The 14,628-nt window shown below is 66.9% G+C and carries 16 protein-coding genes; 10 read left to right on the top strand and 6 right to left on the bottom strand.

The annotated features are described in order from the left end of the window. Nucleotides 1–95 precede the first annotated feature (95 nt). The gene (locus AADZ90_RS10530; protein ID WP_367309954.1) at nt 96–1,628 is read left to right on the top strand and encodes a trimethylamine methyltransferase family protein; all 1,533 of its coding nucleotides are present in this window, start codon (nt 96–98) and stop codon (nt 1,626–1,628) included. Nucleotides 1,629–1,638: 10 nt separating this feature from the next. Here the strand turns inward: AADZ90_RS10530 and AADZ90_RS10525 are convergent, their stop codons facing one another. After that, on the bottom strand, nt 1,639–1,926 hold the full coding sequence (locus AADZ90_RS10525) for a DUF6477 family protein (RefSeq protein WP_367309953.1): 288 nt from the start codon (nt 1,924–1,926) through the stop codon (nt 1,639–1,641). 227 nt (nt 1,927–2,153) lie between these two features. On the opposite strand from AADZ90_RS10525, the gene AADZ90_RS10520 reads away from it, so the two are divergent. The 5 genes from AADZ90_RS10520 (at nt 2,154) to AADZ90_RS10500 (ending at nt 6,416) form a co-directional block, all read left to right on the top strand. Further along, nucleotides 2,154–3,182: a DUF6456 domain-containing protein gene (locus AADZ90_RS10520; protein WP_411996996.1), complete on the top strand. Its 1,029-nt coding sequence runs from the start codon at nt 2,154–2,156 to the stop codon at nt 3,180–3,182. 83 nt (nt 3,183–3,265) lie between these two features. Continuing rightward, entirely contained in the window at nt 3,266–3,589 is a 324-nt protein-coding gene (locus AADZ90_RS10515; RefSeq protein WP_367309951.1) for a DUF4342 domain-containing protein, read from the top strand. A 125-nt stretch (nt 3,590–3,714) separates the two neighbouring features. Beyond that, on the top strand, nt 3,715–4,665 hold the full coding sequence (lipA, locus tag AADZ90_RS10510) for a lipoyl synthase (protein WP_367309950.1): 951 nt from the start codon (nt 3,715–3,717) through the stop codon (nt 4,663–4,665). 136 nt (nt 4,666–4,801) lie between these two features. After that, nucleotides 4,802–5,245 carry a hypothetical protein gene (locus AADZ90_RS10505; protein WP_411996995.1) on the top strand — a complete coding sequence of 148 codons (444 nt, stop codon included), beginning with the start codon at nt 4,802–4,804 and terminating at the stop codon, nt 5,243–5,245. A gap of 58 nt (nt 5,246–5,303) precedes the next feature. Beyond that, nucleotides 5,304–6,416: a S1C family serine protease gene (locus AADZ90_RS10500; protein ID WP_367309948.1), complete on the top strand. Its 1,113-nt coding sequence runs from the start codon at nt 5,304–5,306 to the stop codon at nt 6,414–6,416. A gap of 18 nt (nt 6,417–6,434) precedes the next feature. Here the strand turns inward: AADZ90_RS10500 and AADZ90_RS10495 are convergent, their stop codons facing one another. Both AADZ90_RS10495 and hpt read right to left on the bottom strand, forming a co-directional pair. Next, nucleotides 6,435–7,721, bottom strand: coding sequence for a sensor domain-containing phosphodiesterase (locus AADZ90_RS10495; protein ID WP_367309947.1), 1,287 nt, complete (start codon nt 7,719–7,721; stop codon nt 6,435–6,437). 76 nt (nt 7,722–7,797) lie between these two features. Continuing rightward, nucleotides 7,798–8,340 (bottom strand): hypoxanthine phosphoribosyltransferase, encoded by a 543-nt coding sequence (gene hpt, locus AADZ90_RS10490; protein WP_367309946.1) that lies wholly within the window; start codon nt 8,338–8,340, stop codon nt 7,798–7,800. 76 nt (nt 8,341–8,416) lie between these two features. Here hpt and AADZ90_RS10485 point away from each other — a divergent pair, with 76 nt between their 5' ends. After that, nucleotides 8,417–8,860 carry a type II toxin-antitoxin system RatA family toxin gene (locus AADZ90_RS10485; protein ID WP_367309945.1) on the top strand — a complete coding sequence of 148 codons (444 nt, stop codon included), beginning with the start codon at nt 8,417–8,419 and terminating at the stop codon, nt 8,858–8,860. Here AADZ90_RS10485 and AADZ90_RS10480 read toward each other — a convergent pair. The 3 genes from AADZ90_RS10480 to AADZ90_RS10470 are packed head-to-tail and all read right to left on the bottom strand — an operon-like array spanning nt 8,857 to nt 10,957. Beyond that, complete coding sequence (locus AADZ90_RS10480) at nt 8,857–9,327, bottom strand: CinA family protein (protein WP_367309944.1); 471 nt, start codon at nt 9,325–9,327, stop codon at nt 8,857–8,859. The two genes, AADZ90_RS10485 and AADZ90_RS10480, sit on opposite strands and share 4 nt — an antisense overlap. Then, nucleotides 9,324–9,815, bottom strand: a complete 492-nt coding sequence (locus AADZ90_RS10475) for a phosphatidylglycerophosphatase A family protein (protein ID WP_367309943.1) — start codon at nt 9,813–9,815, stop codon at nt 9,324–9,326. Before AADZ90_RS10475 ends, AADZ90_RS10480 begins: the two co-directional genes overlap by 4 nt. Next, nucleotides 9,815–10,957 (bottom strand): bifunctional 2-C-methyl-D-erythritol 4-phosphate cytidylyltransferase/2-C-methyl-D-erythritol 2,4-cyclodiphosphate synthase, encoded by a 1,143-nt coding sequence (locus tag AADZ90_RS10470; protein ID WP_367309942.1) that lies wholly within the window; start codon nt 10,955–10,957, stop codon nt 9,815–9,817. Before AADZ90_RS10470 ends, AADZ90_RS10475 begins: the two co-directional genes overlap by 1 nt. A gap of 123 nt (nt 10,958–11,080) precedes the next feature. Here AADZ90_RS10470 and dusB point away from each other — a divergent pair, with 123 nt between their 5' ends. Genes dusB through AADZ90_RS10455 form a run of 3 tightly spaced genes read left to right on the top strand, consistent with a single transcriptional unit; the run spans nt 11,081 to nt 14,561 of the window. Next, entirely contained in the window at nt 11,081–12,112 is a 1,032-nt protein-coding gene (dusB, locus tag AADZ90_RS10465) for a tRNA dihydrouridine synthase DusB (protein ID WP_367309941.1), read from the top strand. After that, the gene (locus AADZ90_RS10460; protein ID WP_367309940.1) at nt 12,109–13,176 is read left to right on the top strand and encodes a two-component system sensor histidine kinase NtrB; all 1,068 of its coding nucleotides are present in this window, start codon (nt 12,109–12,111) and stop codon (nt 13,174–13,176) included. Before dusB ends, AADZ90_RS10460 begins: the two co-directional genes overlap by 4 nt. A 20-nt stretch (nt 13,177–13,196) precedes the next feature. Beyond that, complete coding sequence (locus tag AADZ90_RS10455) at nt 13,197–14,561, top strand: response regulator (protein WP_367309939.1); 1,365 nt, start codon at nt 13,197–13,199, stop codon at nt 14,559–14,561. The last annotated feature ends 67 nt before the right edge of the window (nt 14,562–14,628 follow it).

Raw genomic sequence — 14,628 nt, 5'->3', positions numbered from 1 at the left:
GTCGGTTTTCGCCCTGGAATGGCGCTTCCCGGTCGGGTCATTCGGTGCTTTGATCCTACCACGGAGCAACTGGTTTTTTGCAGGAAGGGATCCCCATGACCGAGCTAGCACCAGGCAGGCGCTCGCGCGGGGGCGGCGGCGCGGCGCGGCGTGCAGAGCGGACGGCGGTCCGGATCGAGGCCGCGCGGTTCATCGAGCGCAACATCCCCGTCATGGACCTCTTCTCGGACGAGGCGCTCGACATCATCGAGGCGAATGCCGAGACGGTTCTGGAGGAGGTCGGCGTCGTCTTCTCGGACAATCCCAAAGCCATTGCCCGCTGGAAGGAAGCGGGCGCGAGCGTCGACGGCGACCGGGTGCGGCTTCCGAAAGGTCTGGCCCGCACGCTGTGCGCGACCGCGCCGTCCTCCTACGTGCAGGAGGCGCGCAATCCGGAGCGATCGGTCACCGTGGGTGGCAAGACGTTGGTCATGGCGCCGGTCTACGGCCCGCCCTTCGTGCGCGACCTCGACGGCGTGCGCCGCTACGCGACGATGGAGGATTTCCGCAGCTTCGTGAAGCTCGGCTACATGTCGAAATGGCTGCATCATTCGGGCGGCACGGTCTGCGAGCCGACGGATGTGCCGGTGCCCGTGCGCCATCTGGACATGCTGCAGGCCCATATGGTGCTGTCGGACAAACCCTATATGGGCTCGGTCACCGACCCGTCGCGCGCCGTCGACAGCGTCGCGATGAGCGAGGTTCTGTTCGGCCCGCTGGAGGGGCGGACAGTGACGACCTCGCTGATCAACATCAACTCGCCGCTGACCTTCGACGGCACGATGATGGGCGCCTTGGAGATCTATGCGGAGGCCGGGCAGGCCTGCATCATCTCGCCCTTCATCGTGGGCGGGGCGATGGCGCCGGTCTCTGTCGTCGGCACGCTGACGCAGGTGCTGGCCGAGGTCATGGTGGGCGTGGCCTACAGCCAGCTGGTGAAGCCTGGCGCGCCGGTGATCTTCGGCACGTTCGTGACGTCCATCGACATGAACTCGGGCGCGCCGACCTTCGGTACGCCGGAGGCGAGCCAGATCCTTTACGGGGCCGGGCAGCTCGCCCGGCGGCTGGGGCTGCCGTTCCGGTCGGGCGGGGGGCTTTGCGGGTCGAAGCTGCCCGATGCGCAGGCGGCCTACGAATCTGCGAACACGCTGAATGCGGCCCTGATGGGCGGTGTGAACTTCATGCTGCACAGCTGCGGCTGGCTCGAGGGCGGGCTGGTCGCGAGCCTTGAGAAGTTCGTGATGGATGCGGATCAACTGGGCACGCTGCACCGGATGGCGGCGGGCGTTGCCAGCGATGAAGCGGCGCAGGCGATGGACGCGATTCGCGAGGTGGGGCCGGGCGGCCACTATCTGGGTTGCGCCCACACCCAGGCCCATTTCAAGGAGGCCTTCTGGCGCAGCGAGGTCTTCGACAACAAACCGTTCGAGACCTGGGAGGAAGAGGGCGCGCGTGACACGCAGGCCCTCGCCCGTCTCCGGGTGCAGCAGCTGTTGGAACGCTACACCCCGCCGCCCCTCGACCCCGCGACGGCCGAGGCGCTTGATGCCTTCGTCGCGCGGCGGAAGGAAGAGATCGGCACGACCTAGGGGCCGGGCCTCAGGCCGACAGGCCGCGCAACAGGCGCGCCTCGGCCATCATCGCGATCAGCAGGTCCACATGGGCCGCCGCCGAATATCCCACTGCGGCGGTGCGGCGGCTTTCGTCGATCTCGGCCTCGGCCAGCAGGATCTGCATCAGAGCCTCGCCGGGGCTGAGCGTGGCCTCGGTCTTGAGCACCCGGCGCAGATGGCGCTCGCGGCTATACTCGTCGACCCCGTGGCGGGCGGCGCGGATCAGAAGCGCGGGGCGCTTCAGGCGTGCGACCATGGAAAGAATGTCCTGCATCTCGGTATCCCTTTAACTCGTGACGAAACCCCACCATCGCACAATCAGAACGTGTGTTGCGCATCCGACCCCCGACAGAACGGTGGGTTTAGGCTTGGTTATTGCTTCGGCGAGAGGCTGCATTGGTCAACGGATTGTTAACCATGCGAACGGGATACAATCGGCAGTTGATTGGACATGACAAGGACGCCCGGGTTGGCGGGCAAGATTGAAGGGACGACGAATTCATGACGCAAGCTGCTCTTCCGCGTGAGATGTTTGATTTTCCGGCCTGGGTTCCGGCTGCTGCCCGGCATTACGTGATCCATACGGAGCTGGGCCTGTCGATCCGGGCGCTGGCCCGCGAGGCCGGGTGTCACGCCTCGACCGTGATGCGGCAGATCCGGCGATTCGAGACGCGGCGGGACGATCCGCTGGTCGATGACGCCCTGCGCCACCTGGCCGAGCTGCAGGCGGTGGACGGGGCACCGCGGCCGGGCGAGCGGGCGAAGGCGGAGGATGACCTGACAGTCCTGGGCAAGCTCAACGCGCCGGGGGCGGTTCTGGCGATCGCCCGCGGGCTCGACCGGGCGGTGATCGCCTATGACGGGCGCGACGAGACCGAAACGGTCGACCGGGCCGTGGCCGAGCGGCTGGCACTGAACGACTGGATCGCGCCGCTTCCGGCGGCGGATATGACGGCGCGGCTGGTCCGCTACCGGATCACCCAAGGCGGCCGCCAGCGCTATCGCGAGCAGTTGGCCGAGGCAGAGAACCGCGCCGGCGGCTTCGCCGAGGCGGCGGTGGAATTCACCTATTACAGCGGAAAAGGCGGGCCGCGCGGCACCGTGCGGGTGCCCACGGCGGAAAGCCCGCTGGCCGGTCTTTCCCGTCGGCGCGACAAGGACGGCAATCCGTTCCTGGAACCGGACCTCGTCCGTGTGGGAGAGCGCCTGCGCGAGGACTTCGAACTCGCCCAGCTCGACGAGGCCAGCGCCGGCATCGCCGCGATCCTGGCCGCCGAAGGTGAAGCGGCGGACCTCCCCGCAGGATGCACGGCGGCCCGCCAGCGCCTGCGCGCCGCACTCGACGATCTGGGGCCGGAGCTGGCCGATGTGGCCCTGCGCTGCTGCTGCTTCATGGAAGGCATGGAACGGACCGAGCGCCGCAAGGGCTGGTCGGCCCGCTCGGGCAAGATCGTTCTGCGCATCGCATTGCAGCAGTTGAGCCGTCATTATGCCGAGAGCTACGGCGCTTACGGGCCGATGATCGGCTGACGGCCCGCCGGGTTGACCACCGTCAACGCGGCAGGCCTGGTCTTGCGGTATCTCCACCGCGTCATCAGCGGAGGAGAGACCCGATGGAAGACGACACGAAAACAGCCGAGCCGGAGAGCACGTCCGGGAAAAAGACCTGGATCGAAGAGATCGAGGTCCAGGGAGAGGAGCTCGTCGGCCGCGTGAAGCAGTTGGCCGCCGACAGCAAGGTCAAGCGGATCCGGGTGGTCGAGCCCGATGGCGACATCGCGCTGGAGATCCCGCTGACCTATGGCGCGATCGCTGGCGGGGCAGTGGTCATCGCCGCCCCGGTCCTGGCCGTCGTCGGCACGCTTGCGGCCCTGGTCGCGAAGGTGAAGATCGAAATCGTGAAGGAAGAGCCAGCCGAGGAGGCGCAGACCTCCTGATCCTCGCAGGTGCCCGAAAGCGTGCAGCCCTGCGCATGGCGGGGATGCGCGCTTTGGCGGTTGGATATGCCTCCGGAAGCGCCTAGATTTCCCGGACAAGCGCCCGAACAAGCGAAGGAGCGCGCATGGCTTCGAGAGATCTGAAGATCCCGTCCGGGCGGCACCCCGAAAAGGCGCACCGGCCCGATAACGCCCAGCCGAAGAAGCCGGACTGGATCCGGGTCAAGGCGCCGACCTCGGACGGCTACCGCAAGACCCGCGACATCATGCGCGAGCACCGGCTGGTGACAGTCTGCGAAGAGGCGGGCTGCCCCAATGTCGGCGAATGCTGGTCGCAGGGCCACGCCACGATGATGATCATGGGCGAGATCTGCACCCGCGGCTGCACCTTCTGCAACGTGGCGACGGGCCGTCCCGACGCTCTGGACGTGTTCGAGCCGGGGCGCGTGGCCGATGCGGTCAAGAAGCTGGGCCTGTCGCATGTCGTCATCACCTCGGTCGACCGGGACGACGTGGCCGATGGCGGGGCAGAGCACTTTGCCCAGACGATCCGCGCCGTGCGGCGGCAATCGCCCGGGACGACGATCGAGATCCTGACGCCCGACTTTCTGAAATGCGCCCCCGACGTGCTTGAGGTGGTGGTCGCGGCCAAGCCGGATGTCTTCAACCACAACCTCGAAACCGTTCCCGGGCTCTATCCCGAAGTCCGGCCCGGCGCGCGCTATTTCCACTCCTTGCGGCTGCTGCAGCGGGTAAAAGAGATCGACCCGTCGATGTTCACCAAATCCGGCATCATGGTCGGCCTGGGCGAGGACCGGCAGGGCGTGCTGCAGGTGATGGACGACATGCGCGCGGCCGATGTCGATTTCCTGACCATCGGCCAGTACCTGCAGCCGACGCCCAAACACCATCGCGTCGACCGCTTCGTGACGCCGGACGAGTTTGCCTCCTACGAGAAAGCCGCCTACGGCAAGGGCTTCCTCATGGTCTCCGCCACCCCACTCACCCGGTCCAGCTACCACGCGGGCGACGATTTCGCCCGGTTGCGGGCGGCGCGGGAGGCGGCGCTGGCTTAGGATGCGCCGTACCCGCGCAGATCATGCGGGTGCGACCACGCGGTCGTCTGCACTCTTCCTTGCTGGATTTATCTCCCTCTTCGGGGGGATGGTTCCGGCCGAAGGCGTTCAGCCTCAGAGCGCGTGGGAGGTCTGGGTGAAGAAACCGTACTTGGGCCGCCCAAGTTGCGTATTGCTTACCGAGAACGTCCTTGGAGAAAAGCTGTCCTTCGAGCAGATCACGATGCCGGATCGGACGTATCCGGTCATGCTGTCTCTCAAGCAGCCGAACAATCCTGCGATGCTGCATGATCGTGAAGGTCCCTTGCTGCTCATCACACGTGATCAGGCACTTTTTCTGCTCGAAGAGGTGGAGGTGAAACACAGCGCGGAATGGAGATTGTCCCGCAATCTGGGGCCGTCCGACCTTGAACTCGTCATGTCCTTGCTGACGACAGGTGGCGAAGTTCACCTGCAGACCGAAGCGCAGACGGTCGCTTCTCAAACGCTTGCATCTTGGAACGTGGCAGGCACGACAGAAGCCTACCGCAGGTTCAATCGATGCATGGCCAGATTTGACGATCAAGCCACGCAACCTTGATCGGGGGCCTCCGCCCGTCCCCTTGGTTCTGCGCTGAGTTGTGCCTAACTGCAGCCGTATGAAAACAAGTCAGCTTCTCTTTGTGTGTGCGGTGATCTTCGCCGCCGTCCTCGGCTGGCGTCTGGCGCCGGCACTTGAAGCCGCCCTCCTCGGGCCTGCAGGGGAGCCTCGGGTGATCGCGGCGCGGGGGGATCTCGCGGCCTCCGAACAGGTAACGATCGATCTCTTCGAGCAGGCGCAGGAGAGTGTCGTCTTCATCGCGACCTCCGCCCAGGCGCGCGATCCGTTCCGGCGGCGCTCGGTCGAGGTGCCGCGCGGGACGGGCAGCGGGTTTGTCTGGGACGATCGCGGGCATGTCGTGACCAACGCGCATGTGATCGAAGGCGCCAGCGGTGCCACCGTGCGTTTGGCCGACGGGCGCGCCTTTCCGGCATCGCTTGTCGGGATGGACCCGTCGAACGATCTGGCGGTCCTGCGGCTCGACGTGCCGGGCGCCCGGCCGCCGGCCCTGCCGGTCGGGCGCTCTTCCGACCTGTTGGTGGGGCAGAGCGTCTTCGCCATCGGCAACCCGTTCGGGCTCGACCTGACGCTGACGACCGGCGTTGTCTCGGCGCTCGAGCGCGAGCTGCCGCTCGACCGGGGCCGGGTGATCGACGGGCTGATCCAGACCGATGCGGCGATCAATCCGGGCAATTCGGGCGGGCCGCTTCTGGACAGTGCCGGGCGGCTGATCGGGGTGAATACGGCGATCTTCAGCCCCTCGGGCGCCAGCGCGGGCATCGGCTTTGCCGTGCCGGTCGATACGGTGAACCGCGTCGTCCCGCAGCTGATCGCGCGGGGCACCTACCGGCCGCCGGTGATCGGGGTGCGCGTCGATCCGCGGGCCGATGCGATGGCGGCGCGGCGCGGCCTCTCCGGCGCGCTCGTCCTGGCGGTCGATCCCGGATCGCCCGCCGCCCGCGCCGGGCTGGAGCCGGTGCGGATGCTGCAGGACGGCACCATGGTCCCGCGGGATCGGATCGTCGCGGTCGATGGCCTGGACGTGACCGACAGCGACGGCCTGCGCGCGGCGCTCGACAATTACGATGTGGGCGACGCGGTGACGCTGCGCGTCGCGCGCGACGGCACCACCCGGGAGATCACGCTCAGCCTCGCGGCCGGCGCGAGCTGAGCCGCCGAACCGCCGGGATCAGCCGCCCGAGATCTCTGCGCCGATCGTGAAAGCAGGGCCAAGGCGCGATCCGCGCGGCGGGCTTTTTCCGGCCAATCCGGCCAATGCCTCTTCCGCCCGGGCCGGCCGTCCCAGAAAATACCCTTGCCCCCGGTCGACCCCGAGGGTCCGCAATACGGCGGCCTCTTCGGCCCGTTCGATCCCTTCTGCCAGAAGGATGGCGCCGGTTTCCCGGGCGAACTGAACCAGCCCGACCGTCAGCGCCCTGCGCGCCGGATCGGTGTCGATATCGGCAGTCAGCGACAGGTCGAGCTTCAGGATATCGGGTCGCAGCCGCAGGATCTGCTGCAGGCCCGAATAACCGGCGCCCACATCGTCGATCGCCAGCTTGACGCCCCGTGCCCGCAGCCGGTCGAGGCCGCGGATCACGCTGTCGCTGTTTTCCAGACGGTCATGCTCTGTGATTTCCAGCACGATGCGCTCGGCCGGGGCGTCCTTCAGGGCGGCGCCTATGGCCCCGTCGGCCACCGCCGACGGAGAGGCATTGACCGAAAGTGACACATCGGCAGGCAGTTGCTCCAGGATCGGAAGCGCGGCGCGGATCGTCGCCGCCTCCAGCGCCGATTGCTGGCCGATCCGGGCCGCGTCCCTGAACCACTGATCCGGCGACCGGTAGGGCAGGCCGTCAAAGCGGCAGAGCGCCTCGAACCCGGTCGGGCGTCCGCCATCGAGATCGAAGATCGGCTGGAACACCATGTGGAACAGGCCGTTTTCAAGCGTCTCCCCGATCGTCTTGGCCAAGGCGCGCCGCGTGGCCTCGGCCGACAGGCGCGCATTCAGATGCCGGGCCGAGAGCGAGGCGAACATCTCCATGATCGACAGGTCGCGGGGGTTGAGCGATGGGCGCGGCTCGGGCGAGAGGCAGCAGAACATCCCATAAAGCGATCCGTCCGCACGCCGGATCGGCACGCTGACATGGGCGCCGATCGGAACCTCCCTGGTGATGGGCAGGGTCTGGGCAAACGGCACCGCCCCGGTATCGGGAATAAGCTCGGGCAGGCGCCCGTCAAGGATGTGCTGGCAATAGACCGCATCCAGCGGCCGGCGATCGCCGGGCTTGATCAGATCTTCCAGCCCCGGCGCGCTGACCGAGCGGAAGACGCTTTCCGCGCCGACGATTTCCGACAGATAGGCGATCGGCATGCCGAAATGCGCGCGGACAGCGTCCAGCGCTTCCTGAATGATGGTATCGGCGCTGCTTTCCACCCCCTCTTCGGGAACGAAAAGCGTCTCTAATCTGCTCATCGGCGCGTCCTTGGCTGGCTCCAGGCATCAAGGATAGGCCGCAGCCGATTAACAAAGCCTCAACTGGGCCGAGGGGTCACTCGCCGGTAAACCTGACCTTGCCGATGAAGGGCAGGTTGCGGTCCCGCTGGGCGTAATCGATGCCGTAGCCCACAACGAATTCATCGGGGATCTCGAACCCCGTCCAGTCCGCCGTGATTTCGACCTCCCGCCGGGTGGGCTTGTCCAGCAGCGCGATCGTCTTCAGCCGCGCCGGCTGGCGGCTTTCCAGCAGGCCGCGCACGTGGGAAAGCGTGAAGCCGGTATCGACGATATCCTCCACGATCAGAACGTCGCGTCCTTCGATGGCGCCGCGCAGGTCCTTCAGGATCCGCACCTCCCGGCTCGATTCCATCGCGTCGCCGTAGGAGGAGGCTTCCAGGAAGTCGACCTCCACCGGCAGATCCAGTTCACGCACCAGATCGGCGATGAACACGAACGACCCCCTGAGCAGCCCCACGACGATCAGCTGGCCGCTGTCATGGAACTCCGCATTGATCTCGCCCGCCAGCGCCTCGACCCGGGCGGCGATCTCTTTCGCCGAAATCATCTGATCTATGACATAGTTACGGTCGGTCATGGCACCCTTGGCTCTTGGATTTCGGTCCATTCCATCTAAGACATGACATCAACACTTGACCACCGTTAGGCCGCCCATGCCCAGCCATTCCGAAACCCGGATCCTGCCCTACACGCAGGAACAGATGTTCGACCTCGTCGCGAATGTGGGGGATTACCCGCAATTCCTGCCCTGGACTGCGGCGGCCCGCATCCGCTCGACCGAGGATAACGGTGACCATCAGGTGATGCTGGCCGACCTCGTGATCTCGTTCAAGGTGTTCCGGGAACGCTTCGGATCCAAGGTCACGCTCTGGCCGAAGGAGCGGATCGACACCGAATATATCGACGGCCCCTTCCGCTACATGGAATCGACCTGGCGCTTTGCCGATGTCGATGGCGGTTGCGAGGTGCGCTTCGACGTGGATTTCGAATTCAAGAACCGCCTGCTGCAGGGCGCGGCCGGGCTGTTCTTCAACGAGGCGATGCAGCGCGTCGTCCGCGCCTTCGAACGGCGGGCAGGGGAGCTCTACGGGCGCTAACCGCTCAAAGCGCCGATCAGCAGTCTCAGCGCGTGATCGACCGATGCGGCCCTGACCTTCGCCCGGCCGATCGCGCCGAACTCGACCGTCTCGGTCGTCACGCCATGCGCCGTGGCCAGTCCGAAACAGACCCGCCCCTCGGGCTTGTGCTCCGACCCGCCGGGGCCTGCGATGCCGGTCACCGACACGGCGATATCGGCCCCGGATCGCTCAAGGGCGCCCCGCGCCATCGCCTCCGCCACCTCTTCCGACACCGCGCCGATGCTGTCGAAGAGCGCGGGATCGACGCCAAGGAGATCGGTCTTGGCCGCGTTCGAATAGGTCACGACGCCCCGGGTAAAGATGTCCGAGCTACCCGCCACATCCGTGATCGCGCCCGCAAGCAGCCCACCGGTGCAGCTCTCCGCTGTCGTCACCACCTTGCCCGCGGCGCGAGCCTTGGCGAGCAACGCCTCGGCGAGCGTCAAGCGAGCACCCCGTGCCAAAGGGCCGCCAGCACCGTCACCCCAACGGCCGCCAACACCCCCGCGATCACATCGTCCAGCATCACGCCCAACGCCCCATGCCGCCGCTCGCCCCAGCCGACCGGACCGGGTTTCCAGATGTCGAACAACCGGAACAGAACAAAGGCCGCGACCCAGCCCGGCCACAAGGCGAAGACCGACACCCCATTGGCGGCCGCGCCGAACAGGATAGGGAGGAGGGAAATCCATTGACCGACGACCTCGTCGATCACGACCTCCGACGGATCGTCCTCCGGCCCTCCGATCATCTGCTGCGTCGCCCAATACCCTGCGGCAAAGGCCGCCACAGTCGCGACCACCACCGCCCACGGCCCCGCGATCAGATAGAGAAGCGCAGCGAGTGGCAGCGCCGCGAGCGATCCCCACGTCCCTGAGGCCGGGCGCAGGTAGCCCACGCCGCCGACCGTTCCGATGATCTCGGGCAGCCGCATCAGCCTTTCACCAGCGTTGCCGTGGCGAGCGCTGCGATGCCTTCCTCGCGGCCCGTGAAACCCAACCGTTCCGAGGTCGTGGCCTTCACGCTCACCCGTCCGGGCTCGACACCTGCGATCCCTGCCAAGGCCGCCGCCATGGCCTGTGCATGAGGCCCGATCTTCGGCCGCTCGCAGATCAGCGTGCAATCCAGATGGCTGATCGCATACCCTGCCGCTCGCGCCCGCTCCGCCGCGTGAACCAGGAAGATCCGGCTCTCCGCGCCCTTCCATTGCGGATCGCTCGGCGGGAAATGCCGCCCGATATCCCCGTCCCCCAAGGCGCCATAGATCGCGTCCGTCACCGCATGCATCCCGACATCGGCGTCCGAATGCCCCGCTAACCCACGCTCATGCGGCACCGCGACGCCGCACAGCATCACATGATCCCCGTCCCCGAAGCGATGCACGTCAAACCCGTTGCCCAGCCGGATATCCATCGCCCCTCCCATCAGACGCGCCGCGCGGTCGAAATCCGCGGCTTCGGTGATCTTCATGTTGCGCTCCGAACCCGGCACGATCCGCACCTCCATCCCCGCGGCGCGGGCCACCTCCACGTCGTCGGCGGCCATTCCCGGATAAGCCCGATGCGCCGCCAGAATAGCGCCCAGATGGAACCCCTGCGGCGTCTGAGCCCGCCAAAGGCCGTCCCGAGACACCGTTTCGGCCACAGCCCCCTCGGCCCCCCGCCAGAGCGCATCCGTCACCGGCAGGGCAGGCGCCGCCGCGGGCGCATGATCCAGCGCCTCCAGCACCGCGTCGATGATTTCCGCCGTCACTCCGGGCCGGGCCGCGTCGTGGATCAGCACCCGCTCGACCTCGTCCAGAGCCTCCAGACCGGCCAAGACCGAGGCCCCCCGCGTCTCACCCCCCGCCACGATCCGCGCGGCAGGCAAGGCGGGCAGGGCGCCCTGATCGTCGGGATGAACCACCAGAACCACCTCGCTCACCCCCGGATGGGCCGCAAAAACCGCCATCGCATGGGCCGCGAGGGGCCGCCCGGCAAGATCCCGCCACTGCTTGGGAATCCCGCCACCGGCCCGCAGACCGCGGCCTGCTGCGACAATGACCGCTCCGGTCCGGGGGAGGTGCGCATCCGACATGGGCCGCTGTCTATGCGGTGAGGCGCAGGCGTGCAAACACCGTGCCTTCTGCGGGCGAATTGCCTAAATAAGCGGCAGTCACAGATTCCTTTTTCCCGGTTGGCCTGCCCGCATTTGCGAGCCATGACCCACCGGGATAGAGCCAAGAAAAAATGCTTAGGGATTAGGCAGCTGACCATTCGAGTGGCACATGACGCAGACCGCATCCCCGTGGCGCTGGCGCCGCTGGCCGGGATCACCGATCTGCCGTTTCGTCGGCTGGTCAGCCGCTTCGGTGCCGATTTCGTCGTGTCCGAGATGGTGGCGAGCCAGGAAATGGTGCAGGCCAAGCCGGGTGTCCGCGAAAAGGCCGAGCTTGGCCTGGATGCCGAGAACACCGCCGTCCAACTCGCCGGACGCGAAGGCTGCTGGATGGCGGAGGCCGCGCGCATGGTCGAAGGGCAGGGGGCCCGGATCATCGACATCAACATGGGCTGCCCCGCCAAGAAGGTGACGAACGGCTATTCCGGCTCGGCGCTGATGCGCGACCTCGACCATGCGTTGACCCTGATCGAGGCGGTGGCGAACGCCGTCTCGGTCCCCGTCACGCTGAAAACCCGCCTCGGCTGGGATGACGATTGCCTCAACGCCCCCGAACTGGCCCGCCGGGCCGAGGGCGCCGGTATCGCCCGCATCGTCATCCACGGCCGCACCCGCTGCCAGTTCTACAAGGGCCGCGCCGACTGGGCCGCGATTCGCGCGGTGAAAGAGGCGGTCACCATCCCCGTCCTCGCCAACGGTGACATCGACAGCCCTGAGGCCGCGCAAGGGGCCCTCCGCCTTTCCGGTGCCGACGGCGTGATGATCGGGCGCGGCGCCCAGGGCCGCCCTTGGCGCATCGCCGAAGTCGCAGCCAAGCTCAACGGCGACCGACCCCCCGCCATCCCCGCGGGCCGGGCGCTCGCCGATCTGGTTGCGGGTCACTACGAGGACATGCTGTCCTTTTACGGCCCACCCCTCGGCCTCAAGGTCGCCCGCAAGCATCTCGGCTGGTACATGGACCATGCCGGAACGCCCAAACCGCTCCGCCGGGAGATCCTGACGGCAACTGACCCCGCCGAGGTTCTCTCCCGCCTTCCGACAGCCCTCGCCGGGGCGGCGCGGGAGGCCGCATGAACGGCGAAGACCTCTGGGCCTCCCTGCCGGTGCCTGCGGTCCTGCTCGAACAGGGCAACGCCATTGCCGACGTCAACGGCGCGGCAGAGGATTTCTTCAACCAGTCCCGCAAGGGTCTGAAGGGCAAGCCGCTGTTCCAGTACCTGCTGGTCGATACGGACTTCACCCAAGCCATCGCCCGGGCGCGCGACAGCATGGCCTCGCTCCATATCAACGACATCGACGTCGGCGCGCCGGGCCGGGCGCCGATGCAGTGCAACATTCGCGTGGCCCCCCTCCAGAACGGCGACGGGCGGATGATCCTCCTCTGCGCCCCGCGAGAGATCACCTCGTTCCTCTCCGGGCGCGCCTCTGCCGTGACGGCCGTGAAATCCGCCGTCGGCATGGCCGAGATGCTGGCCCACGAGATCAAGAACCCGCTCGCCGGCATCACCGGCGCTGCCCAGCTGCTGTCGATGAACCTCACCAATGGCGACCGGGAGCTGACCGACCTGATCGTCGCCGAAAGCCGCCGGATCGTGAAGCTGCTCGACCAGGTCGAGCAATTCGGCAACCTGCGCCCGCCCGCCTCGCACGTGGTCAACATCCACGACGTGCTCGACCGCGCGCGCCGCTCGGCCACCGTGGGCTTCGGGGCGCATATGAACATCGAAGAGGATTACGATCCCTCGCTTCCGCCCACCTGGGCCGATGCCGACATGCTGCAGCAAGTCTTTCTCAACCTCCTCAAGAACGCGTCCGAAGCGCAACCCAAAGGCGGCACGATCCGCTTGCGCACCTTCTTCGACCTCAGCCTTCGGATGCGCCGCCAGGACGGGTCGGCGGCCAAACTGCCGCTGCAGATCGAGATCATCGATGACGGCCCGGGCATCCCGCCCGACATCGCCGACAGCCTGTTCGACCCCTTCGTTTCGGGAAAAGAGAACGGGACCGGCCTCGGCCTCGCCCTCGTCTCGAAGATCGTGACCGACCATGGCGGCTGGATCAGCGTCGACAGCCACCCGGGCCGCACCGTGTTTCGTATATCGCTGCCCATCGCCCCCAAGGGATCGGCAGCCCCATGATTGCCAAGGAGATCTGACCCATGGATGGAACCGTCCTCGTCGCCGACGACGATCGTACGATCCGGACCGTGCTGACCCAGGCGCTGACGCGTGCGGGCTGCAAGGTCCACGCCACCTCGTCCCTCGTCACGCTCATGCGATGGGTGGATGAGGGGAAGGGGGATCTGGTGATCTCGGACGTCGTCATGCCCGACGGCAACGGGTTGGAACAGCTGCCCAAGATTTCCGACGCGCGGCCCGGTCTGCCGGTTATCGTGATCTCCGCCCAGAACACGATCATGACGGCGATCCAGGCCGCCGAGGCAGAAGCCTACGATTACCTGCCCAAGCCGTTCGACTTGCCCGACCTGATGAAGCGCGCGGCCCGGGCGCTCGAAACCAAGCGCACCGTTCCCGCCCCCCGGACGGATGTGCCCGCAACGGCCTCCGACGACCTGCCGCTGGTCGGGCGAACGCCCGCGATGCAGGCGCTCTACCGCCTCGTGGCACGGGTGATGAACACCGACCTCTCGGTCCTCATCACCGGCGAAAGCGGGACGGGCAAGTCGCTGATCGCGCGTGCGATCCACGACTTTTCCGACCGGCGGTCGATGCCCTTCGTCACCGTCTCGGCGGTCGATCTGGCGGGCATCGATGGGCCCGCCTCACTGATGGCGCGCGCCAAGGGCGGATCGCTCCTGTTCGACGAGGTGGGCGATCTCGACGAAGATACGCAAGGGCGCATCGTCCGGATGCTCGACGCCTTCGGCGACAGCGCGCCGCGGATCATGGCGACCTCCCAATCCGACCTGATGGACCGGATGGAGGACGGCAAGTTCCGGCAGGATCTCTTCTACCGCCTCAGCGGCGTCACGATCGAGGTGCCGTCGCTGCGCGAGCGCGTCGACGACATCCCGCTTCTGGCCGATCACTTTCTGACCCGCGCCGAACGCGACGGCGCGCCCACGCGCCTGTTCTCGGACGAGGCGATGACGCTTGTCCGCCGTTATTCCTGGCCCGGCAACGTCCGCCAGCTGGAAAACGCCGTCCGCCGCCTGATCGTGACCGCCACCGAAGGCGAGATCACCCGGACCGAGGTCGAGGCCGTTCTCGGCTCCCAGCCCGAGATGGAGCCGCTGCGCAGCGGCGACAGCGAAAAGCTCTCGGCCTCCGTCGCGCGCCACCTGCGGCGCTACTTCGATTTGCATGGCGGGGTGCTGCCGCCGCCGGGCCTCTATCAGCGGATTCTCAAGGAGGTCGAACTGCCGCTCATTGAAATCGCCCTCGATGCGACGGGCGGGAACCAGGCGAAATGCGCCGATCTGCTCGGAATTAACCGAAATACCCTTAGAAAGAAGATCACAGACCTCGATATCCGCGTGACACGCCGCCGCAAATTGATGTAAAAGCGCAACAGAGACGTGGCATCCGGGGCATCGCGCCGGACAGCCGCGCCAAGGCGGTTGGGGCTAA

Origin of the sequence: Aestuariibius violaceus (genome assembly GCF_040779325.2) — a bacterium.
Classification (GTDB): domain Bacteria; phylum Pseudomonadota; class Alphaproteobacteria; order Rhodobacterales; family Rhodobacteraceae; genus Aestuariibius; species Aestuariibius violaceus.
Note: the sequence above shows the minus strand (reverse complement) of the source record. Positions and strands in the feature narration are given on the sequence as shown.